The sequence below is a fragment of the Pseudomonas taetrolens genome, assembly GCF_900475285.1.
Lineage (GTDB): Bacteria > Pseudomonadota > Gammaproteobacteria > Pseudomonadales > Pseudomonadaceae > Aquipseudomonas > Aquipseudomonas taetrolens.
In genome coordinates this window covers 1,173,090-1,190,265 of the sequence record NZ_LS483370.1, presented here as the reverse complement: position 1 = coordinate 1,190,265, position 17,176 = coordinate 1,173,090, and the positions used below count along the sequence as shown (strand labels likewise).

18 protein-coding genes and 1 riboswitch are annotated in these 17,176 nt (G+C 59.0%); of the genes, 5 read left to right on the top strand and 13 right to left on the bottom strand.

The window, feature by feature from the left end; genetic code table 11:
- From DQN55_RS05725 to cobO, 6 genes are read right to left on the bottom strand one after another with little or no spacing between them, the layout of a single operon-like run.
- Positions 1–1,467 carry a cobyric acid synthase gene (locus DQN55_RS05725; RefSeq protein ID WP_048377882.1) on the bottom strand — a complete coding sequence of 489 codons (1,467 nt, stop codon included), beginning with the start codon at positions 1,465–1,467 and terminating at the stop codon, positions 1–3.
- Positions 1,464–2,468, bottom strand: a complete 1,005-nt coding sequence (gene cobD, locus DQN55_RS05720; protein WP_048377883.1) for a threonine-phosphate decarboxylase CobD — start codon at positions 2,466–2,468, stop codon at positions 1,464–1,466. The genes DQN55_RS05725 and cobD overlap by 4 nt, the downstream gene beginning before the upstream one ends.
- Positions 2,461–3,369: an adenosylcobinamide-phosphate synthase CbiB gene (cbiB, locus tag DQN55_RS05715; RefSeq protein ID WP_048377884.1), complete on the bottom strand. Its 909-nt coding sequence runs from the start codon at positions 3,367–3,369 to the stop codon at positions 2,461–2,463. The genes cobD and cbiB overlap by 8 nt, the downstream gene beginning before the upstream one ends.
- Positions 3,366–4,016, bottom strand: coding sequence for a 5,6-dimethylbenzimidazole synthase (gene bluB / locus DQN55_RS05710; RefSeq protein ID WP_048377885.1), 651 nt, complete (start codon positions 4,014–4,016; stop codon positions 3,366–3,368). The genes cbiB and bluB overlap by 4 nt, the downstream gene beginning before the upstream one ends.
- Positions 4,013–5,326, bottom strand: coding sequence for a cobyrinate a,c-diamide synthase (locus DQN55_RS05705; protein WP_048377886.1), 1,314 nt, complete (start codon positions 5,324–5,326; stop codon positions 4,013–4,015). The genes bluB and DQN55_RS05705 overlap by 4 nt, the downstream gene beginning before the upstream one ends.
- A gap of 10 nt (positions 5,327–5,336) precedes the next feature.
- Positions 5,337–5,948, bottom strand: a complete 612-nt coding sequence (gene cobO / locus DQN55_RS05700; protein ID WP_048377887.1) for a cob(I)yrinic acid a,c-diamide adenosyltransferase — start codon at positions 5,946–5,948, stop codon at positions 5,337–5,339.
- A 79-nt stretch (positions 5,949–6,027) separates the two neighbouring features.
- Positions 6,028–6,327, bottom strand: a riboswitch (cobalamin riboswitch).
- 129 nt (positions 6,328–6,456) lie between these two features.
- Here cobO and DQN55_RS05695 point away from each other — a divergent pair.
- Positions 6,457–7,764, top strand: a complete 1,308-nt coding sequence (locus tag DQN55_RS05695) for a PQQ-dependent sugar dehydrogenase (protein ID WP_048377888.1) — start codon at positions 6,457–6,459, stop codon at positions 7,762–7,764.
- Between the two features lie 84 nt (positions 7,765–7,848).
- On the opposite strand, the gene DQN55_RS05690 is transcribed toward DQN55_RS05695, so the two are convergent.
- The 5 genes from DQN55_RS05690 to DQN55_RS05670 form a co-directional block, all read right to left on the bottom strand.
- The gene (locus tag DQN55_RS05690) at positions 7,849–8,388 is read right to left on the bottom strand and encodes a C40 family peptidase (RefSeq protein WP_048377889.1); all 540 of its coding nucleotides are present in this window, start codon (positions 8,386–8,388) and stop codon (positions 7,849–7,851) included.
- 144 nt (positions 8,389–8,532) lie between these two features.
- Complete coding sequence (locus DQN55_RS05685; protein WP_048377890.1) at positions 8,533–9,156, bottom strand: C40 family peptidase; 624 nt, start codon at positions 9,154–9,156, stop codon at positions 8,533–8,535.
- 207 nt (positions 9,157–9,363) lie between these two features.
- A complete protein-coding gene (gene hda / locus DQN55_RS05680; protein WP_019410803.1) occupies positions 9,364–10,068 on the bottom strand; it encodes a DnaA regulatory inactivator Hda in 705 nt (234 codons plus the stop codon).
- Between the two features lie 225 nt (positions 10,069–10,293).
- Positions 10,294–11,364, bottom strand: a complete 1,071-nt coding sequence (locus DQN55_RS05675) for an AI-2E family transporter (RefSeq protein WP_048377891.1) — start codon at positions 11,362–11,364, stop codon at positions 10,294–10,296.
- Between the two features lie 34 nt (positions 11,365–11,398).
- A complete protein-coding gene (locus DQN55_RS05670; protein ID WP_048377892.1) occupies positions 11,399–12,433 on the bottom strand; it encodes a DUF2066 domain-containing protein in 1,035 nt (344 codons plus the stop codon).
- A gap of 381 nt (positions 12,434–12,814) precedes the next feature.
- On the opposite strand from DQN55_RS05670, the gene purM reads away from it, so the two are divergent.
- From purM to DQN55_RS05650, 4 genes are all read left to right on the top strand, one after another.
- Positions 12,815–13,873: a phosphoribosylformylglycinamidine cyclo-ligase gene (gene purM, locus DQN55_RS05665; protein ID WP_048377893.1), complete on the top strand. Its 1,059-nt coding sequence runs from the start codon at positions 12,815–12,817 to the stop codon at positions 13,871–13,873.
- On the top strand, positions 13,873–14,523 hold the full coding sequence (purN, locus tag DQN55_RS05660) for a phosphoribosylglycinamide formyltransferase (protein WP_048377894.1): 651 nt from the start codon (positions 13,873–13,875) through the stop codon (positions 14,521–14,523). Before purM ends, purN begins: the two co-directional genes overlap by 1 nt.
- A gap of 8 nt (positions 14,524–14,531) precedes the next feature.
- Positions 14,532–15,245, top strand: coding sequence for a DUF3108 domain-containing protein (locus DQN55_RS05655; protein ID WP_048377895.1), 714 nt, complete (start codon positions 14,532–14,534; stop codon positions 15,243–15,245).
- A gap of 262 nt (positions 15,246–15,507) precedes the next feature.
- Complete coding sequence (locus tag DQN55_RS05650; protein ID WP_048377896.1) at positions 15,508–15,690, top strand: hypothetical protein; 183 nt, start codon at positions 15,508–15,510, stop codon at positions 15,688–15,690.
- Positions 15,691–15,754: 64 nt separating this feature from the next.
- On the opposite strand, the gene DQN55_RS05645 is transcribed toward DQN55_RS05650, so the two are convergent.
- Both DQN55_RS05645 and mazG read right to left on the bottom strand, forming a co-directional pair.
- Positions 15,755–16,300 carry a DUF2058 domain-containing protein gene (locus tag DQN55_RS05645; RefSeq protein WP_048377897.1) on the bottom strand — a complete coding sequence of 182 codons (546 nt, stop codon included), beginning with the start codon at positions 16,298–16,300 and terminating at the stop codon, positions 15,755–15,757.
- Between the two features lie 22 nt (positions 16,301–16,322).
- The gene (mazG, locus tag DQN55_RS05640) at positions 16,323–17,156 is read right to left on the bottom strand and encodes a nucleoside triphosphate pyrophosphohydrolase (protein WP_048377898.1); all 834 of its coding nucleotides are present in this window, start codon (positions 17,154–17,156) and stop codon (positions 16,323–16,325) included.
- Between the last annotated feature and the right edge of the window lie 20 nt (positions 17,157–17,176).

The following is a 17,176-nucleotide window of genomic DNA, read 5'->3' as shown; positions in this document are numbered from 1 at the left end:
TCAGGGATGCTCCCGGCTCAGACCACAAAGTGCTCGCAAATAAGCAGTGTCCAGGTGGTTTTCCACCAGGTCGGCCAGACGCTCGATATCCCGCTCACGCAGTGCGTGGTAATCCACCGCCTGCACGTCCTCCAGCCCGGCCCAGCGCAGCAGCGCGCTGCAAGCGGCAGGCGACTCGAACAAACCATGCAGATAGGTGCCCAGAACTTGTCCGTCCGCACTTTGCGCGCCGTCGCAACGACCGTCATCGAGATGCACCATCGGCTGCTCAAGAGCAACGCCGGTGGTGACGCCCGCGTGAATTTCGTAGCCAGTGACTTCAGCGTTTTCCAGCTGCAAATGCCCGCGCACGTTACGCAGCTGTTTTTCGGCCTCCAGCTCGGTACTGAATGCCAGCAAGCCCAGGCCGCTGCTTGAGCCCGGCGCACCCTCGAGCCCCAGCGGGTCATGGACCTGCTCGCCGAGCATCTGCAGGCCGCCGCAAATCCCCAGCACTCTTCCGCCATAGCGCAGGTGACGGTTGATCGCCGTGTCCCAGCCATTGGCCCGCAGATAGGCCAGATCGCTGCGCACGCTTTTGGAGCCCGGGAGAATGATCAGGTCGGCCGACGGAATCGCCTGTCCGGGGCCCACAAACTGCAAATCCACCTGCGGATGCAAACGTAATGGATCGAAGTCCGTGTGATTGCTGATCCGCGGCAATACCGGCACCACGACCTTGAGCACACGTTCGACCTTGTCGGTCTGACGCTGATCGATGCCGTCTTCAGCCTCAAGGTGCAAGTCCATCACATAGGGCAGAACCCCGATCACGGGCTTGCCGGTCCTCTGCTCCAGCCAGTCAAGACCAGGCTGCAGCAAAGCGATATCACCGCGAAAACGGTTGATGATGAAACCCTTGACCCGTGCCTGCTCGGTGTCGGACAGCAGCTCGAGGGTGCCGACCAAATGAGCGAACACTCCGCCGCGATTGATATCGGCGATCAACACCACCGGGCAATCCACCGCCTCGGCAAAGCCCATGTTTGCGATGTCTCCAGCCCGCAAATTGATTTCGGCTGGAGAACCCGCGCCTTCAACCATGACCACCGGATAGCCGGCACTCAGCCGTTGATGCGAAGCCAGTACCGCCTGCATGGCGATGGCCTTGTAGTCGTGATAGGCGACAGCGTTCATGCTGGTGACGGCTCGCCCATGGATAATCACCTGGGCGCCGGTGTCGCTATTGGGCTTGAGCAGCACCGGATTCATATCGGTGTGCGGCGCCAGCCCCGCGGCTTGGGCTTGCACGGCCTGAGCCCGGCCAATCTCACCGCCCTCGGCGGTCACGGCACTGTTGAGCGCCATGTTCTGCGGTTTGAAAGGCACCACGCCCACACCCTGGCGAGTCAACCAACGGCACAGGGCTGTGACCAGCGTGCTTTTACCGGCATCGGACGTGGTGCCTTGCACCATTAACGTGCTCATGGGTTTTCCTTGGTACAGGCCTCGGTGTACGCGGACAAGGCCTGCTCCAGCCGCAACCAGTCAGCGTCGTCGGCAGGCAGGCCAAAACGCACGCTGCTGTTGTGGGCAAACAGGCGCAGCAGGATGCCACGCTGCGCCATAAAGTCGTAAAGACGCTCGGCGTAGGGCGTGGCCAGCCACTGAAACAACGCGCAGCCTCCCTGGGGCGACAAGCCGTGCAGCGTCAACAGCGCCGCCAATCGTTCGCTGGCCAACTCGCTGCGTTCACGCTGGCGAACATGGGCTTCGGTGTCGACCAGACACGCTTGGCCGACAATCCGCGTCGGCCCGCTCACTGCCCAGGGACCGACTTGCTCGGCCAACAATTTGAGCAGTTTGAGTTCAGCCAGCACAAAGCCCAATCGAACCCCCGCCAAACCAAAGAACTTGCCAAACGAGCGCAACACGATCAGCCCGGCGCGGTGACTTTGCGCGGCCAGGCTCAACGCAGGCGTGTTGTCCATGAACGCTTCATCCACCACCAGCCAGCCACCCCGCTGTGCCAGCCGTGCATGCCAGGTCAGCAACTGCTCAGGCGTCAGACTCAGCCCTGTCGGGTTGTTGGGATTGACGACCACCAGCACATCCAGGCTGTCGAGGTAGAAGTCGACCTCTTGCTCAACCACTTCACGCACGATGTGCCCGTTGCGACGCCAGGCTTCAGCATGTTCGGCATAACACGGCGACAACACGCCGACCTTGCCGCCACGACGCAAACGAGGCAGCAACTGAATCGCGCACTGGGAGCCCGGCACCGGCAACACATTGGCGGCGCCGTAGTAGGTACAGGCCGCTTGTTCTAGCCCGTCATCGGTTTCCGGCAACCGCGCCCAGGCACGCTCGGGGATCACGGGAATCGCAAAAGGCCAGGGCGCCAGGCCGCTGGACAAGTCCAGCCATTGCGCCTCGGCGATGCCGTAGTGCAAGGACGCTTGGCGTAAACGTCCACCATGCTCAAGCATAGAATTCACTCCACATGCACAGGATCAAGAGCCACAGCCATACCCCTCGCTGCACCAGTTGCCAGCCACGGCCAATCGAGTCGGCATCGGCGGGCACGCCTTCACCCAGTTGCGCACGCTCATGCAGTTCACCGTGATAAATCGCCGAACCGCCCAATTCGACGCCCAAGGCACCGGCACCGGCCGCCATGACCGGCCCCGCATTGGGGCTGTCCCACTGCGGGGCCTGTTTGCGCCAGCACTTCAAGGCCAGGCGGGTTTTACCCAGTACGGCATAAGTCAGCGCCACCAACCGTGCAGGAATGTAGTTGAGCACATCGTCGATCCGGGCGGCGGCCCAGCCAAAACGCTCAAAGCGCTCATTGCGATATCCCCACATGGCGTCCAGCGTATTGCTCAGGCGATAGAGCACCACGCCCGGAGCACCGGCGACGACAAACCAGAAAATCGCGGCAAAGACCGCATCGCTGCCGTTTTCCAGTACGGACTCGGTCGCCGCGCGGGCGACTTCGGTGGAATCAAGTTCGCTGGTCTGACGGCTGACCAGATAACCGACCCGTGTACGTGCCTCCTCGAGATCATTGCTGCGCAAGGCTTCAGCCACGGGCTGCACATGTTCGCCCAGACTGCGCATTCCGAGCGCGCAGTACAACGCCAGGATATCTACCAGCCAGCCGATATAAGGCAGCCAGGACAGCGCAGTCGCCAGAATCGTCAGCGGAATGACCGTCAGCACCCAGGCGGTAACGCCATGACTGCGCCAGCCACGGCCGCCGGAATTGAAACGCTGCTCAACGCGACCGGCCATGCGGCCGAACGCGACCAGCGGATGCCAGCGCTTGGGCTCACCGAACAGCGCATCCAGCGCCACCCCGGCCACGCACAGCAACGCCACACTCATGGACTCACTCCCCAATAATTCTCATACACCAGCTCACTCAGCGGACGCGCGCGCGCCCACCCTTCCAACACCAGCATCGGCGCCGGATAAAAGGCCTCTACCGGCCCCAGACACAATACCGCCAAGGGCTTGGCACCCGCTGGCAACCCCAGTAAATCAGCCAGCGCCCGCGGCTCGAACAATGACACCCAGCCCATGCCCAGCCCTTCGACGCGAGCGGCCAGCCACAGGTTCTGGATCGCGCAGGACAACGAGGCCATGTCCATTTCGGGCAGGGTACGGCGACCGAATATGTGTTTTTCCCGGTCATCCATCAACGCGGCCACCAAAACCTCGGCACAGTCGTTGATCCCTTCGACCTTCAGGGTCATGAACTCATCGGAACGCTCGCCCAGCGCTTCAGCAGTACGCACCCGCTCCTCCTCCACCAGGGCCTGGACCTTGCCGCGCAACTCACGGTCGGTGATGCGGATAAAGCGCCACGGCTGCATCAGCCCCACACTCGGGGCCTGATGCGCCGCCTCCAGCAGGCGCGCCAACAACTCAGGCGCTACCGTGCCACCACTGAAGTGACGCATGTCACGCCGCTCGGCGATGGCCCGGTAAACCGCTGCACGCTCTTGGGGACTAAACGCGTTGTCGCTCATGGCACCTTCACGGCGCAGGGTGCGAACAGCGCAGCAATGGCCTGGGGGTTGGACGGAAAGTAAAAATGCACATAAGAAGCCGTCATTCGACCTTCGCGATAGACCGCTTCGGCCCCACGCCCACCGTTGGGACTAAGTCCGCGGGCGATGGGTTGCAACTCCGTATTGGTCAGCGAATGATGATAGGTATGACCGCGCAACAGCCCTTCAGGCATTTCCACGGCCTGCAAGGCCAACGCGGCCAGACGCTTTTGCATCGTTGCTTCGCCCGCCAGCAGCCCGACCAGCTCGGCACGCTGGCCGTCGGTATCGGTCAGGGCATCCAGCAGATACAGCATGCCACCGCACTCGGCCAGCAAGGGCTTGCCGGCGTCATGGTGTGCACGAATCGCGGCCAGCATCGAGCGGTTGCGTGACAGCTCAACGTGATGCAGTTCGGGATAACCGCCGGGCAAATACAGGCTGTCAGCTTCTGGCAACTGCGTGTCGCGAATCGGTGAGAAAAATACCAGCTCAGCGCCCATTTCCCGCAACAACGCCAGACTCGCACCGTAGGTGAAGGCAAAGGCCTCATCGCGAGCCACGGCAATGCGCACGCCGGCCAGCAATGGCTCGACCACCACCGGTTCAGGGGCTGCAAACTCGACCGCAGGCGGCAGCGCTACCTCGCAGGTGCTGGCCAGTGCATTGGCTGCCGCGTCGAGACGGGCATCAAGGTCATTCAGCTCACTGGCCTGGACCAGCCCCAGATGCCGGCTCGGCAGCTCAATCCCGGTTTCGCGGGACAGCGCGCCGTACCAGCGCAAGCCTTCGGTCAGGCTGCCTTCCAGCAACTGCGCATGGCGTACGGTTCCCACCCGATTGGCCAGTACTCCGGCAAACGGCAGGTCCGGCTGATAGCGCGCCAGGCCCAATGCCAGCGCGCCGAACGTCTGGGCCATGGCGGTGCCATCAATGACGCCCAGTACCGGAACCCCGAAATGCCGCGCCAGGTCGGCGCTGGAGGGTGTGCCATCAAACAAGCCCATCACACCTTCAATCAGGATCAGGTCCGCCTCTGCGGCAGCTTCCCATAGCAAGCGGCGACTTTCATCGGCACCCACCATCCACAAATCCACCTGATACACCGGCGCACCACTGGCGCGCTCCAGGATCATGGGGTCGAGAAAATCCGGGCCACATTTAAACACCCGCACCTTGCGCCCCTGATTGCGGTGCAATCGGGCCAAGGCGGCTGTAACAGTGGTCTTGCCCTGACCGGAAGCCGGTGCGGCAATCAATACCGCCGGGCAATGACGCGACTCTCTCATGCTGAAACACTCACAGTTCGATGCCTTTCTGAGCTTTGATACCGGCCTGGAAGGCATGCTTGATCACACCCATTTCAGTCACGGTATCAGCCAGATCAATCAATTCGGGTTTGGCGCCGCGCCCGGTGACCAGCACATGCTGCATCGGCGGACGGGCCTGCAGGTCAGCCAGCACCTGCTCAAGGTCGAGATAGCCATGCTTGAGGGCGATGTTCAGCTCATCCAGTACCAACAGGCCGATGGCGGGGTCACGCAGCATCTCGCGGGACACTTCCCAGGCCGCTTCGGCAGCCGCGATGTCACGCTGACGGTCCTGGGTTTCCCAGGTAAAACCTTCGCCCATCACGTGATAGCGCACCTGCTCCGGGAAACGGCGAAAGAACAGCTCTTCACCGGTGCTGTTGCGCCCCTTGATGAACTGCACCACACCACACTGCATACCGTGGCCCATGGCCCGGGCCAACATGCCAAATGCCGAGCTGCTTTTGCCTTTGCCATTGCCGGTCAACACCAGCAGCAGCCCGCACTCGTTCGGCGAGCTGGCAATGCGCTCATCCATGACGGCTTTTTTGCGCAGCATGCGCGCCTGGTGACGTTCGTCGCGTTCGGGGGATTCGTTCATGGCAGCTCTCCGTTGGGGCTGAATTAAGCAAACGGGAGGCGGGGGGAATTCAACAACGACACACCATCGCCCGCCGCGAGTGTGCTGGATGGATCAGGCCGGTCTCCGGGCTCATGAGCGGACCATCCCCAGGGACAGCACCTGACACGCGCCTTCCCATGTACAAGACACAGTGGCGTCCGGAGCTGGCCAGGCCATTGCGACGCGTAATGCGTGTCAATGAAATAGCGGCAGACCCTGGCGTGGCATTGACTCATTTACCGTTGCGGGGGCAGCGCCGGGATCGTGACGTTTGAACCGCTCCAACACGTCCTCACCGGCTTCCCTGTTTCACTCTGTCGACCGTTTGCCACAGAGCACCTGAAACAAGCGGCAAAGGTTAGAGGGTTGGGGGTGGAGCGTCAATTAAAGGTGCGCTGCAATACGCCTGAATACGCACACAAACCTGAACCTTTGAGGCGCTATGCTTCTCTATAGATTAACCCGCCCGGACCTTATGGAGATTCACATGTTCAAGTGCCAGCACGCTGTTGTCATCGCACTTGCGGCAGGATTGGCCGCCTGCGGTGAAACCTCGACCTTGCAAGTGAGCGACGGCACTGGACCTTCGCCGAAACTGCCCGAACCCAACAAGACGCTGATACCCACCGTCAATATCGCGCCTGCTGTTGGCTGGGCGCCCGGAGCCACACCCATAGCCGCTCCCGGGACTAAAGTGGCAGCATTCGCCGAAGACCTTGACCACCCCCGTTGGCTCTATGTACTGCCCAACGGTGATGTACTGGTCGCCGAAACCAATGCCCCGCCCAAGCCGGACGACAGCAAGGGCATTCGTGGCTGGGTCATGGAAAAGGTCATGGGCCGGGCCGGGGCTGGCGTACCCAGTGCGAATCGCATCACGCTGTTACGAGATGCTGACCACGATGGCATTGCGGAAACCCGTAGCGTGTTTATCCAGAATTTGCACTCCCCCTTCGGCATGACCCTGGTCGGCAATGACCTGTACGTGGCGGATGCCGACAAGTTGCTGCGCTTTCACTACCAGGCTGGCGATAACATCCTCAACACCCAACCCACCAAAGTGGTGGATTTACCGGGCGGCCCACTTAACCACCACTGGACCAAAAACGTCATTGCAAGCCCGGATGGTAAAAAGCTGTATGTGACCGTCGGTTCGAACAGCAACGTGGGCGAAAACGGCATGGATCAAGAAGAGGGTCGCGCCGCCATCTGGGAAGTTGACCCGGCCACCGGCAGCCACCGTATTTTTGCCTCCGGCTTGCGCAATCCTAACGGCATGGCTTGGGAGCCAACGTCCGGCAAGCTCTGGACCGCTGTCAACGAACGCGACGAAATCGGCAGTGACCTGGTTCCTGACTACATCACCTCAGTGCAAGACGGTGGCTTCTATGGTTGGCCTTACAGCTATTACGGGCAGCACGTCGACGTTCGGGTCGAGCCGCAAAATCCGGCACTGGTGGCCAAAGCCATAGCACCGGATTACGCCCTCGGCCCGCACACGGCTTCTTTGGGCCTGAGCTTCGCTGAAGGCAGCACACTGCCCAACCTTACCGAGGGCGCATTTGTAGGCCAGCACGGCTCCTGGAACCGCAAGCCGCACAGTGGCTACAAAGTGATTTTCGTGCCCTTTGCAGACGGCAAACCCACAGGCATGCCGGTAGACGTGCTGACCGGCTTCCTCAATACGGATAAAAAAGCCATGGGCCGCCCGGTTGGCGTAGTGATAGATAAACAGGGTGACTTGCTGGTAGCCGATGATGTAGGCAACAAAATTTGGCGGGTGTCGGCACAATGAAACTGTAACCCTGTAGCCGCTGCCGCAGGCTGCGACACTGATCGCCGCCTCGCTTCGCTCCTCAGCGGCTACAGAGGTTCGATGTTACGGCAAACGTGCCAGATGCTGCTCGTTCGGCAGTACGCGTTTGGCGTTGAGATAGGCTTTTTGCCAATAGGCTTTGGACAGACTGTCCAGCTTGACCGTGCCGCCCGTAGCGGGTGCATGCACGAAGCGGCCTTCACCGACATAGATACCGGCATGACTGACCTGCGAGCCGCCGCTGGTGGCAAAGAACAGCAGATCGCCAGTTTGCAGCTTGTCTTTGCCGACATTCGGCGCACTCATCACAATCATTTCACGTGTCGAGCGCGGCAACGAAATACCCGCCGCGTCGTTGTAGACGTACTTGATCAAACCACTGCAATCGAAACCTGAATCCGGAGTATTGCCGCCCCAGCGATAAGGTGTGCCGACCAGACCCAAGGCACGAAACAATACGTCGGCGGCAACGGGCGAGAACTGTTCTGAGGGCGGCGCATACACCCGGGGCTTTTGGGCCACTGGCGTCGGAGGGGTATGGCTTGCGCAAGCACTGAGCAGTGCTGCTAAGGTAAGAAGAGCGACTCGGGCCATGGTCGACATAAACAGAATGTTCCTGATTCTGGATACGGCAACATGGGCCGCGAACCCTGAAACCGCGCAGAGGGGATCTGCACGGTTTCAAGAATTTAAGAATGCGACTGAATTCTAGCCCTTAGAGAGCAAACTTCAAGTAAGACTTTAACTTTACTTGCGGGCAACTACGCTTGTAGGTGCCATCGCCAAGGCCCGTTTGGCCTCCATAAAGGTCTTGCTCCAGTAGCTGTCACCCAACTTGTCAATTCGTACACCCCCGCTGCGACGGCTGCTGGAGTGAATGAACTGGTCATCGCCCAGGTAAATCCCGGCATGACTGACACGACCACGACCGTTGGTGCTGAAGAACAGCAAATCACCCGGCTTGAGGTTATTTCGTGCGACGAGCGGTGCGTCAACATTGATCATTTCCCGAGTGGATCGCGGCAATTTCATGCCGGCTTCCTCGCGAAACAGATAACCGATAAACCCGCTGCAATCGAAACCCGACTCGGAGGTGCCGCCATAACGGTAACGGGTGCCGATCAAGGACATGCCGCGCTCAAGAATACTGTCAGCCAAGGCTGGCAGCGCGTAAGGTTTGCTGTTTTCGGAGAATTGAGCCAACTCTTTTTCAGTCGCCAGTTCTTCCTGATAAAGAGCGGAAGCTTGGGATGGAGTCGACTTTTGCACCTGAGATTCAGTGACATGCTGGGACACTGGAGTGTGTGCAGCGCAGCCAAACAACAGGGTAACGAGTGCGAGGGGCACGAGGGGTGCGAAGCGATTTAGCATGGGCACGACCGTGGCTTGTAGGAATAATTGTCGCGACTATGCCCTCTATGATCCTCATTTGCAAATTCAATCGATCTAAATGTGACTTGGTGGTTTCATCCCGACATCTAAGGGCTTACACCCCTGACACTGAAAGCTGCGCGCGCAGCCCTCTGAAGCGCGGGTTTTCTGGCGCCTGAAAATTGCCGGCACCAGTGAACAGCCGCCTTACCAGCCGAGGGTTTCTTTCAGGAAGGGGATGGTCAGCTTGCGCTGCGCTTGCAAAGACGCCTGATCGAGACGCTCGAGCAACTCGAACAACGCGCTCATGCTGCGGGTTCCGCGCGTAAGTATGAAATGCCCGACCTCGTCGGTCAGGTGCAGGCCGCGACGGGATGCGCGCAACTGCAAAGCCCGCAGTTTGTCTTCGTCTGACAAGGGGCGCATCTGGAAAATCAGCGCCAGGGTCAGGCGGGACTTGAGGTCGGCCAACTTGATCGGCAATTCACGGGGCGAAGCCGAAGCGGCGATCAACAGTCGACGACCGCTGTCACGCAGGCGATTGAACAGATGGAACAGCGCCTCTTCCCAATCCGCACGCCCTGCCACCGCCTGAAGATCATCCAGACAGACCAGTTCGTACTGCTCAAGGTTGTCGAGAATTTCGATGCCGCGATCCAGTAGCTCAGCCAGCGGTAAATAAACAGCCGGCTCGCCCATCTGCTCAAAACGCAGGCACGCAGCCTGTAGCAAGTGCGTGCGCCCGACCCCCTGCTTGCCCCAGAGGTAGATCAGGCTTTCTGTCCAGCCGGCATCGGCTTCGCACAGACGCTCGACGTAGCCGAGTGCAGCGGCATTGGCGCCTGGATAGTAATTTATGAAGGTAGCGTCATCACGCAGACGCACACCTAGGGGCAGCTGAATCGGTTTCATGCTGACTGAACAGTTCAAATGAACTGTTAGTGGCCTCTATCTGAAGTTTTAAAAGTTTATACCCGTGTAGCTGGGCGCACAATGTAACAGACCACGAGCAAAATCAAAGGTTTGCATTAATTGGCGGCCTTATTTGGCTCGTGCGCCGGTTCATTCTCTTGAAGCTGACCGGGTCGGACGAAGATCCTGACCCGGCAGCCGCTCACACTCGACACAAGCCCATCCTTACAATTCGGGCTCTTCACCTTTGTAGACTTGCGAGTCCTTGTACAAATCATGAACGTGGCGCACCAGCACCATGATCACCGCCGCTACCGGCAACGCCAGCAACACACCGGTGAACCCGAACAGTTCGCCACCCGCCAGAATCGCAAAAATAACCGCTACCGGGTGCAGCCCGATTCGATCGCCTACCAACAACGGCGTCAGTACCATGCCTTCCAGCGCCTGCCCGACCATAAACACCGCCACGATGCCAATCATCGGATACAGATCACCCCCGAACTGGAACAGCCCGGCGGTCAAGGCAGCGCCAATCCCGATGATGAACCCCATGTACGGTACGATCGCTGCGAGCCCGGCCATCAATCCAATCAACAACCCAAGTTCAAGCCCCAGCAGCATCAGCCCCGCCGAATAGATCACCCCCAACGCCAGCATCACCAGCAGCTGGCCGCGAACGAAGGCTCCCAGCACGTCATGGCATTCTTTTGCCAGTGACACGATCTGCTCTTCACGCTCACGCGGCAACAGGCTGCGAATCTTGGCCATCATGATGTCCCAGTCACGCAGCAGGTAGAACGCAACGACCGGAATCAGAACCAGGTTGGCCAAAAACCCGATCAGCGCCAGGCTTGAGGCCGTCGCCTGCGACAACACCACCCCGACGATGTCGGTGGTTTGCCCCATGTGCTCGGTAATGGCGGCCTTTATCTTGTCGAACTTCCAGAAACCATCGCTCAGACCCAGCTTGGCCTGCACCCATGGCATCGCCGAGTGTTGCAACCAGTCCAGTATTTGCGGTGCCAGCTCATAAAGCTTCAGCAACTGCTTGGCCAGCATGGGTACCAGTACCAGCAGTAACGTCATCAGGATGACGATGAACAGCGCAAAAACCGTGATCACCCCCCAGGTTCTTGAAAAGCCGAACCTTTCCAGACGGTCAACCACCGGGTCGAACATATAGGCCAGAACGATTGCGATCAGGAAAGGCGTGAGAATCGGATGCAAAAAATACACAAACAGGCATGCACCCAATGCCACGCCCCACCAAACCCATCGTCGCGAATCTGCCATGAACCATCCCATCCTTTATATAGAAAAGAAAAACCTACCAGCGAAACCGCAATTGCGGGGCCGGTGCTGCAACGACGCCGGGCGCCTGCCCAACCACGGGGCCGGAAGGCGCCTCACCTGCGGGCACCTCCTGCAAGTGAGCCAGGCCCAACTGCGAACGCAACTGTTCGCTGCTGCCATTCACCTGATACACAATGCGATCACCGTCGACACGCTTAAGCTGCCCGCCAAATGGCTCCAGCAAACGCCCCAACTGGGCATAACGTTCCAGTGTCATGCCCTGAACCTCAAGCAACTGTTCGGTTGAAACCCCGGGCTTGACCGCATAACGCGGAGCCAGTCGCTCGCTTACGGCCAGCATCACAGCATCAGCCAGAGCGGCTTGATCCGGCGCCTGGGCGCTGCCTTGCTCTTGCTGGCTGTCCACCCACAAGCGCCATTGGGCACTCCACTGCCCCTCTTCTTCACGGGCATGGACCGCCAACAGGACATCCGCACCGTAACGTTCGGAGGCCTCTTTCAACGGTGCGGGGTCACTGCCCTCAAGGTTCTCGGCCGTGCCGACCAGTTGTTCACTCAAGTCTGCCAATGGCAAGCGCAGCGGCAACCCGCGATGTTGCGCCGCGCGCCGCAAGGGCTCCGCTGCGGATTGGCCATCGCCTACCAGGCTCGACCCTTCTACAGAATCGCTCAACCACCAGCCCAGCAGCGCTGGCCGATTGCTGCCCCACAACGACAGGCCCGCCTGCGACAAGGCCCGGTCAGTGCTTACCGGGTCAAAGTCCACGCGCAAGCTTTGCGGTGGACCGGCGTCATAACCGTATTGGCTGATGATTTGCTGTGGATCCTTGCGAATCGCTTCGAGTGCGGGACGCTGGATGGCCTTGGTATCGCCGGTGAGACGCAGCACCAGTGTTTCCAACGCCTTTTGCGTTGCCTGGGCGCGCTCTTCAGGCGCTTGACCGGTGACCGGTTCGTTAACCTGATACAGGCCCGTCAGGATTTCGGCGTGGCTCGCCAGACTGAAAAAGGATAAGCAGCCCACCGCTAACAATTGACTCAAACGCATGAAAGATTCCCGATAACAAAAAAGCCTTGAAAGACTTCATAAAAGCAGGCGAGCAGAGGTTCTGACAGGACCCAGGCCAAATCATTCATACCCGTCGCGCAGTTTTCATTCAGTCATAAAAATTCAAAAGTGAACCGCTATACCTTATACAGGCCCACATGCAGACCCTAGCACGACTAAATAAGGTTTTTTTCACCGGATATAACCCTGCCCGTCGGCCCGAGGATGGCCGCTGCCTCACAAGCCTGATAAAATCGCGCGCCTTCGCAGACCGGCTATGGCCGGGCACTCTGCAAATGCTCTGTTTCACTCAATGAGCATTTGCCAGCGGGCCCCCTGAACTCGGTCGATACCCCCGAATCCCCCCTAAAGGCCTGGATTATGAGCAAGCAACCTTCCCTGAGCTACAAAGACGCCGGTGTAGACATCGACGCCGGTGAAGCATTGGTCGAACGCATCAAGAGCGTGGCCAAGCGCACTGCACGCCCGGAAGTGATGGGCGGCCTCGGCGGTTTTGGCGCCCTCTGCGAAATTCCGGCTGGTTACAAGCAGCCTGTCCTGGTATCCGGCACCGACGGTGTAGGCACCAAACTGCGCCTGGCTCTGAACCTGAACAAACACGACAGCATCGGCATCGACCTCGTCGCCATGTGTGTTAACGACCTGATCGTGTGCGGCGCCGAGCCACTGTTCTTCCTCGACTACTATGCCACCGGCAAGCTCAACGTAGAAACCGCGACCCAAGTGGTCACCGGTATCGGCGCTGGCTGCGAACTGTCCGGCTGCTCGCTGGTAGGCGGCGAAACAGCCGAGATGCCTGGCATGTACGAAGGCGAAGACTACGACCTGGCCGGCTTCTGCGTCGGCGTGGTTGAAAAGTCCGAAATCATCGACGGCTCCAAGGTTGCAGCCGGCGACGCCCTGCTCGCCCTGCCGTCTTCCGGCCCGCACTCCAACGGCTACTCGCTGATCCGCAAGATCATCGAAGTCTCCGGTGCCGACATCGAGAACATCGACCTCGACGGCAAGCCGCTGACCGATCTGCTGATGGCGCCGACCCGTATCTACGTCAAGCCGTTGCTCAAGCTGATCAAAGAGACCGGCGTTGTCAAAGCCATGGCCCACATCACCGGTGGCGGCCTGCTCGACAACATCCCGCGCGTGCTGCCTAAAGGCGCACAGGCCGTGGTTGACGTGGCCAGCTGGCAGCGCCCTGCAGTCTTCGACTGGCTGCAAGAAAAAGGCAACGTGGCTGAAACCGAAATGCACCGTGTGCTGAACTGCGGCGTTGGCATGGTGATCTGCGTGGCTCAGGCCGACGTTGAAACCGCGCTGAACGTACTGCGTGAAGCCGGCGAGCAGCCATGGGTCATCGGCCAGATCGCCACGGCCGCCGAAGGCGCTCCACAAGTTGAGCTGCAAAACCTCAAGGCGCACTAATGCCTGATACCTGTGATGTAGTGGTGCTGCTTTCCGGCACCGGCAGCAACTTGCAGGCCTTGATCGACAGCAATGACGTCAAGGACAGTCCGGCCAGGATCCGCGCGGTAATCTCCAACCGCGCAGACGCCTTCGGCCTGCAACGCGCCAAAGACGCGGGTATCGATACCCGGGTGCTGGATCACAAAGCATTCGAGGGCCGCGAGGCCTTCGATGCTGCACTGATCGAAATCATCGACACCTTCAACCCGCAACTGGTGGTTCTGGCCGGATTCATGCGCATTCTCAGCGCAGACTTCGTACGCCACTATCAGGGTCGCCTGCTCAATATCCACCCTTCGCTGCTGCCTAAATACAAAGGCTTGCACACGCATCAGCGCGCGCTGGAAGCAGGGGATCGCGAGCATGGCTGCAGCGTGCATTTCGTAACTGAGGAACTCGATGGCGGCCCTCTGGTCGTACAGGCAGTGATACCGGTAGCGTCTGATGACTCAGCCAACAGCCTGGCGCAACGGGTTCATGCTCAGGAACACCGGATTTATCCGCTTGCAGTGCGCTGGTTTGCCGAAGGTCGCTTGTCTCTTGACGAGCAAGGCGCATTATTGGACGGTCAATTACTCGCGGCCAGCGGCCACTTGATACGAATCTAGGAGACATTATGCGTCGTGCCCTGCTCCTCGCCCTCAGCCTGCTAGCTATCCCAGCAGTGCAGGCGGCCGAACTCCATCCTTTCAAAGCCAGCTACACCGCCGACTGGAAACAGTTGCCGATGAGCGGCTCTGCAGAACGCAGCCTCAGCAAAAACGACAACGGCGTCTGGACCTTGAATTTCAAGGCCTCGATGATGATTGCCAGCCTGAACGAAGAAAGCACCCTCAAGCTGGAAAAAGATGCGCTGATCCCGCTGACCTACCACTTTGAGCGTGGCGGCCTGGGCAAGGCCAAGAACGTTGACCTGGATTTCGACTGGTCAGCCAAGATGGTGACCGGCATCGACAACAAAGATCCGGTCAAAGTGCCACTCCTTACTGGCATGCTCGACAAGTCTACCTACCAGTTGGCGCTCCAGCGCGATGTGGCGGCAGGCAAAAAAAGCATGAGCTACCAAGTGGTCGACGGTGAAGACGTAGACACCTATGACTTCCGCGTTATCGGCCCGGAAGTGGTCGAGACCAAGGCCGGCAAAGTGGACGCCATCAAGGTCGAACGCGTGCGCGATCCGACCCAGAACAAGCGCATCACTGAAATGTGGTTCGCCAAGAACTGGGATTCATTGCTGGTCAAACTGCGTCAGGTAGAAAAAGACGGCAAGGAATACAACATCATGCTGCTGGACGGCACGGTGAATGGTCAGACGGTCAAGGGCAACTGAGCCAACGACTGTCTTGATCAACAAAAAACCTCACTTCGGTGGGGTTTTTTTTGGCCAATTTCCCGACTAAAACATGAAACTTTTGTCATAAAACTATTGAAAAATTCGTCAACCCCCACGGATTTAAAGGGCTGCAGGGGAGTTCCGTTTTTAACAACATGACAGCGCGTCGACGGGGTGTTTACTTAGGAAGCTAACAGATTCTATAAAGAAGACCTGCGACGCCTTGCCGCAGACCCTTACCAGAATTGGGAGCAAGCAGATGACTGTCAAAGTAACTGAACGCGACGATTCACATATGTCCCGCCAACTCGTAGCCCACGGGGTGCATCTGTGGGACGTTCACCAGCAGGATCTACTGGTCGGCATGTTCCACCGCGAAAGCGATGCTCAGCGCTACAAAGCCGAACTGGAAAAACTGGAAGCACAAAACAGCCAGGCCTGAACGACAGCAACTACAGTCTTGAAAAAAACAAACCCCGCCGAAGCGGGGTTTGTCACATCAGGCCTTACCACATCAGATCGTCAGGGATCTGATAAGCAGCATACGGATCGTCTTCTTCAGGTGTCTGAACCTCGCTCAGGATGTTGAGCTGAACGATTCGACGCGGGTCACGCTCCTGGATCTTGAGTGCCGCCTCACGCGGGATCACTTCGTAACCACCGGCATGCTGCACAATCGCCAGCGAACCGTTGGCCAGCTTGTTGCGCATCAGGGTATTGACCGACAGGCGCTTGACCTTCTTGTCATCAACGAAGTTGTAATAATCTTCGGTGGTCAGCTTGGGCAAACGTGAGACTTCGATCAATTGCTTGATCTGTGCGGCACGGGCCTTTTGTTCGACCTTTTCCTGCTGCTGACGGTTGAGTTCCTGATCGCGCTTGACCTTCTCGGCCTTGGCTTCAAGTGCCAGCCGCTGCTGGGTATCGTCCAGCTCGATCTGCCCCTTGTGGGCCAGGCGCTGTTGCTTTTGCTTTTCTTTGCCGGCCTGTTTGGCCTGCTTCTCGTTAACCAGTCCCGCTTTGAGTAACTGGTCGCGTAGGGAAATGCTCATCTACTTACTCACTTAGGCAAACTCAGCCGCAGCTGGGCAAATTCTTTTCCTGGCGCTTGGCTTCGCCCCACAGGGCGTCCAGGTCTTCAAGGGTGCAATCTTCAATGGGACGCAGGGTATCGCGCAATGCCTGCTCGATAAACCGGAAACGTCTGTCAAATTTGTTATTGGCGCCGCGCAAGGCAGTCTCGGGGTCAACTTTGAGGTGACGCGCCAGGTTGACCACCGAAAACAGCAGGTCACCGATCTCGTCATGAATGGCTGCCGAGTCGTTGTCCGCCATAGCCTCCAGCACCTCATCCAGCTCTTCACGCACCTTGTCCAGCACCGGCAGCGCCGCAGGCCAGTCAAAGCCCACTTGGGCTGCACGTTTTTGCAACTTGGCAGCACGGGACAGCGCCGGCAGCGCTACCGGCACATCATCGAGCAACGACAGCTGCTCGGGCGCACTGGATTGTTCGCTACGTTCTTCAGCCTTGATCTCATCCCAGCGGATTTTGACCTGCTCTTCACTCAAGCGCGGAATATCCACGGGTGCGTACAGATCGCCCGTGGGAAATACATGGGGATGGCGGCGGATCAGCTTGCGGGTGATGCTGTCGATCACCCCGGCAAATTCAAACCGGCCTTCTTCGCGGGCCAACTGGCTGTAATACACCACCTGAAACAGCAAATCGCCCAGTTCACCCTGCACATGCTCAAAGTCGCTGCGCTCAATGGCATCGGCAACTTCGTAGGCCTCTTCAAGGGTGCAGGGAACGATGGTGGCCCAGGTTTGCTTGATATCCCACGGGCATCCGTACTGCGGGTCTCGCAGACGGGCCATCAGGTTAAGCAGATCGTCGAGGTTGTACATCATTGCTCTCTTGGCAGAAC